At 49.9% G+C, this 4,755-nt stretch carries 4 protein-coding genes; all 4 read right to left on the bottom strand.

From position 1 onward, the window contains the following. Positions 1–611, bottom strand: a 611-nt coding sequence (locus ACLR2L_RS19000; protein ID WP_413370441.1) for a TolC family protein, incomplete at its 3' end; no start/stop codon positions are given. Positions 612–614: 3 nt separating this feature from the next. Then, the gene (locus tag ACLR2L_RS19005) at positions 615–2,549 is read right to left on the bottom strand and encodes an ABC transporter permease (protein WP_413370443.1); all 1,935 of its coding nucleotides are present in this window, start codon (positions 2,547–2,549) and stop codon (positions 615–617) included. Continuing rightward, the gene (locus ACLR2L_RS19010; RefSeq protein ID WP_413370445.1) at positions 2,539–3,738 is read right to left on the bottom strand and encodes an efflux RND transporter periplasmic adaptor subunit; all 1,200 of its coding nucleotides are present in this window, start codon (positions 3,736–3,738) and stop codon (positions 2,539–2,541) included. The genes ACLR2L_RS19005 and ACLR2L_RS19010 overlap by 11 nt, the downstream gene beginning before the upstream one ends. 226 nt (positions 3,739–3,964) lie before the next feature. Then, the coding region (locus tag ACLR2L_RS19015; protein WP_413370447.1) for a DUF445 family protein at positions 3,965–4,755 on the bottom strand (791 nt) is incomplete at its 5' end.

Here is a 4,755-nt window from a genome sequence, read left to right on the forward strand (position 1 = left end):
AACGACAACAATTGCTCCGACGCCGTTATATTTTGATGAGCAATGTCCAATCGTTGTTGCAGCGACAACTGGGCAAAGTAACCATTAGCAAGTGCCTGCTGTAACAACACCGACTGATTGCGCAACTGGGCTTCACTTACATCAATATTGAGTTTTGCTGCCAGTATACTGGCTTCCCGCGAACCCCATATATCCACGTCGTAACTCATTTCAACCGATGCAGATGAGCCGTTTGAACGCCGGCCGCTATCCAGGTTTTCCGCACTTCTGCCGCTGGCTCTACCCGACAGCGCCGGCAAATTGTCGGCTTGCGACTGCCCCCATTGAAAGCGCGCCCGCTCCACCCGTAACGACGCATTCGCCAGATCCAGACTTTGCGCTTCAAGTTGTTGCATCAACGCGAGTAATTCAGGTGAATGGAATGCCAGCCACCACGTTTTATCAATCGTTACTGTGTGTGTATCCTGCAAAGCATGAAAATGTTCCGGCAGCGGTATTTGCGGAAAACTACGCGACGCTTGCATACTGCAGGCGCTTAATCCCAATACGGCTAACATTGCTACAGAAACTGTAACCACTTGCTGGCGTAGATAAACAATATTGCGTGTCATAGTTTACTCCTCTGCCAGCGCGTCAATGGGGTTTAGTCGCGCAGCCTTGTGCGCAGGAGCGAAGCCAAATAATACGCCTACCACCAGTGACGTGAAAAAGGCCAGTACCGGAGGCAGCCAGGTGTAAGCCACCGAAATGGAAAACTGCGATATTGCAAATATCACGGCATATCCCAATAAAATACCCACAAAGCCCCCCAGCACGCACACCACCCAGGCTTCAATATTAAACTGTTTTAAGATATCGCCAGGCTTGGCACCCGTTGCCATACGCAGGCCAATTTCGCGTTTTCGCTCAGATACATTTACCAGCATGATGTTCATCACCCCAATGCCGCCAACAAACAACGAAATGCCGGCTACCGATGCCAATAGCCAGGTTAGGGTATTTTGGGTTTCGGTAACCGCTTCTACCAGTGAATCCGTGGTACGCACCATGACATCTTCTTTACCATGTCGTTCAGTCAGAATGGCCAGCGCTTGTGCCTGTATTGCAGTAGCCGCCTCAGTAGAGGCCGCTTTTATAGTGATACTGCTTAAATATGGCCGCCCAAACACCTTTAGCCGCCCCGTAGTGATGGGAATGAGCACTTCGTCATCCATGTCGCTTCCACCAGCACTGGCCCCCTTGGATTTCAATACGCCAATAACCTGATAAAACGCATTTTTCATCAGTATGTATTCGCCCACTGCCCGATATTTATCTTCAAACAAGGTTTCCGCCACGGTATCGCCTATTACCACTACTGGCGCATAGCTCGTTACGTCGTCGTTGGTAAAAAACACGCCCTGAGACATTTCCCAGTCTTTGGCATAAAAATACGCCGGTGTGGTGCCGGTTATTCGCCCAGAAAAATCGTTCTCTGTGTAGCGAATGGTTGCGCGGCTGCTGCGTTCTGGTGCCACATACAATGCCCCGTCTATTTGCTCGAGGGCATTGGCATCGTCGAGGGTGAGTGAGGCAATGTCACCCGAACTGCGAATATTGCCACCACCAGGTCGAATAGAAATCAGGTTTGTCCCAATCGCTTCTATGCGTTTAAGCACGTCCTGTTTACCGCCCTCTCCGATAGCCATCATGGTAACCACTGCCGCTACGCCGATGATGATCCCAAGTAAAGTAAGTAGGGTTCTGAACCAGTTTAGTCGCAACGATGAAAACGCTATGCTAAGCGCTGCGCCCGTTGAAATACTGGGAAATTCGGCTACAACAGGTGAATCACGCTCAACTAAAATAGGTTCGCCTTGGTGAACGCCGGTATCTTCCACAATCTCGCCGTCCAGTAATTTAACCTGTCGCTGCGCGTGTTCGGCTACCGCAGGATCGTGGGTGATCAAAATAATGGTTACCCCCTCCCTATGTAACGAAGAAAGCAATGCTAATAGTTGCTCGCCACTGGCAGAGTCCAGTGCGCCGGTTGGCTCATCGGCCAAAATGACTTCCGCGCCATTAATGAGCGCCCGTGCTACAGATACCCTTTGCTGCTGTCCGCCAGAAAGCTCTCCTGGCCTATGCAATATGCGATCAGCCAATCCCAGCTTGCCCAGCAACCGGGCAGCATTGCTATTGCGCTCGGCTTCACTGGTATTGCTGTAAATAGCAGGTAACGCCACATTTTGTTGCGCAGTTAACGTAGACAACAACTGATAACGCTGGAACACAAACCCAAACGTTTTGAGTCGCAGCGCCGCCAGTTGATTGTCGTTCAGTTCTGCTACCGACCGGCCATGTATTCGATACGCACCAGCAGTAGGCTTATCCAGACACCCCAGAATATTCATCAGAGTAGATTTACCCGAGCCGGACTGCCCCATGATCGCCACAAACTCGCCTTTGTGAATAGTGAGCGATACGCCTTTGAGTGCGCTAACTTCAGCGCCTTCAGACTGGTAACTGCGGCTCACATTTTCCAGTGTGATAAGAGGATTAGAACCCACCACGGCGTCCCCCGCCCGGCGCACCGGGAGGCATACCAGGCGGCATTCCGGGAGGGCCGTCCTGTTGATTGCGCTGGCTTCGTCCCGTAGCACCGCGCACGCCTACCACCACCTGCTCATCTTCACTAAGTCCTTCGAGTATTTCTGCCACAGTACGGTTTTTAATCCCTACTTTAACCTGACGAGGCTCATTGCCCTGCTCAGTTACCACCAATACAAACGGATGATGCGGCGGCCCCTTAAGCGCAGCAAGCGGCACCAATAAGGTGTTGGCTTTGCGTTCAAGTACAAAAAACACCTGAGTAGTCATGGCATCCATCAACGCGCCATTGTTGTTTTCAATATCAATGAGCACCTGATAAAGCACCACGTCGTTCACCACATTGGGGGTTGGCAATACCTGGCGAACAACTGAGTGATAGCGGGTTTTAGTATCACCCAGCGTGGTAAAGTACACCGGCATACCCGGATACAACTTACCTACGTCAGCTTCTGATACTTCCGCTCTTACGGTCATGGTATTCAGATCAGAGATTTGCAATAACGTGGGCGCATTCTGATTGGCGTTCAGGGTCTGCCCCTGACGCACTTTTATGGTAGCAACGGTTCCGGCGATTGGCGCATAGATTTTAGCAAAGCCCAGTGTTGCTCTGTCACCTTCCAGTGAGGCTTCATCGGCTTTAATTTGCGCAATCGAAGCACTGATTTTAGAGTCGAGCACACGCACATTAGTTTGACTGGCATACACTTCGTCTTCACTCACGGCATCCTGCGCATGCAGGCGCTCGTTGCGTTTGGCTCGCAGTATTGCCAGCTCTCTCTCTGCTTTTAACTGCTCAAGCTGTGCGCGCTTGTTGTCCAGATTCGCCTCTGTTTTTTGCACCTGAGTACGAAATACGGTGGCATCAATATCCACTAACAACTGTCCTTCGGTAACCACGTTACCTTCTTCAACATAAATGGCATCTACCTGGCCGGAAACCTGTGCGCCAACTTCAACGTATCGCTTGGGCTCGAGTTGCCCGGTGGCAACGATGGTGGTTTCTATATCGCCGCGCTGCACCGGTGCCAATAGCTGCGCTTCACTGCTGGCATCAGGTGCATACATGCGGGACAACGCGAACGCTGAGGCACATATAATGATCAGTCCCACTGCAATGTTAATTAACGAACCGGTTCCTTTTAGCATGGGTAATTTGCCCTTGTATTCTTATCTGGTAATACGCTGTTATATGGCTTTACTCACCATTGATGGGCGATATTGATACGTGATAAATCATACAATTCAAGCGCCTTAACCTATCTTTACACTGAGTTTACAAAACTGCTCCACCGGCGGAACAAATGGCACCGGGCTGATATGAGAAATAGTAAGATTACATGGAATAACGAACACGTTTAGCGCAATGAAACGCTTAAGCGAGGAAATGAATAAGTTGCTCAATACCGAACAACAGGCCACCTATTAGACCACCCACAATGGTGCCGTTAATACGTACTTTTTGCAGGTCTTTGCCTATGTTCAGTTCAATTTGCAGTGATAATTGCGCAGCATCCCAACTTTCAATCGTTTTGCGAATGTGACCGGCCAGAAACGCCGCCATTTCTGGTGCAGCATAACGGGCTGCAACGCCAATATGATGATCTACCGCTTGTTGTAGCTGTGTGTCCTGAGTTAATTTTTCACCCATGGTTTGCAACCAGCGCCCTAATCGCGCTCGTATATGCCCGTCTTCAGAGGCAATATCATTGGCCAACCAAAGCTTGATGTCGGTAACAATGCCGTTGAGATATTGCGCTAAGGTATCGCTGTGTATAAGGCGATCCCGGAAATCATTCAGTTTTTGCTTTGCATCTTCATTGTGTTCAAGATCGCCAATGAGTTTGTCGAGCTGGGTATTTAGTTCCACCCGAATCGGATGGTTTGGGTCCCGATTAATATCGGCCAGAATATGCGACAGTGCACTCACCGCAATACTGGCTCCCTGCTCACTGAGCCAGCCTGACGGGAGTATTTTCTCCAGCCTGCGATGCTCTGTTTTTAGCCAATCAGTAAGCTTGTCGGCAATAAATTGTTGGGTGGGATCCTGTTGTAGCGACTCAGACAACTTGTTTATTACTTTATTCAGCAACCGCTGATGACGGCCATCTTTGGTTAGCACTTTCATGCTACCCGCTACAATAGAGGCCAGTTCAATATGACTCA

Origin of the sequence: Alteromonas sp. AMM-1 (assembly GCF_047290655.1) — a bacterium.
In the GTDB taxonomy this organism is placed as follows: Bacteria; Pseudomonadota; Gammaproteobacteria; order Enterobacterales; family Alteromonadaceae; genus Alteromonas; species Alteromonas mangrovi.

What these genes read in the sequence shown, in the direction of transcription:
- ACLR2L_RS19010 (WP_413370445.1), bottom strand. Translation starts at nt 3,738, where the DNA reads ATGCTAAAAGGAACCGGTTCGTTAATTAACATTGCAGTGGGACTGATC.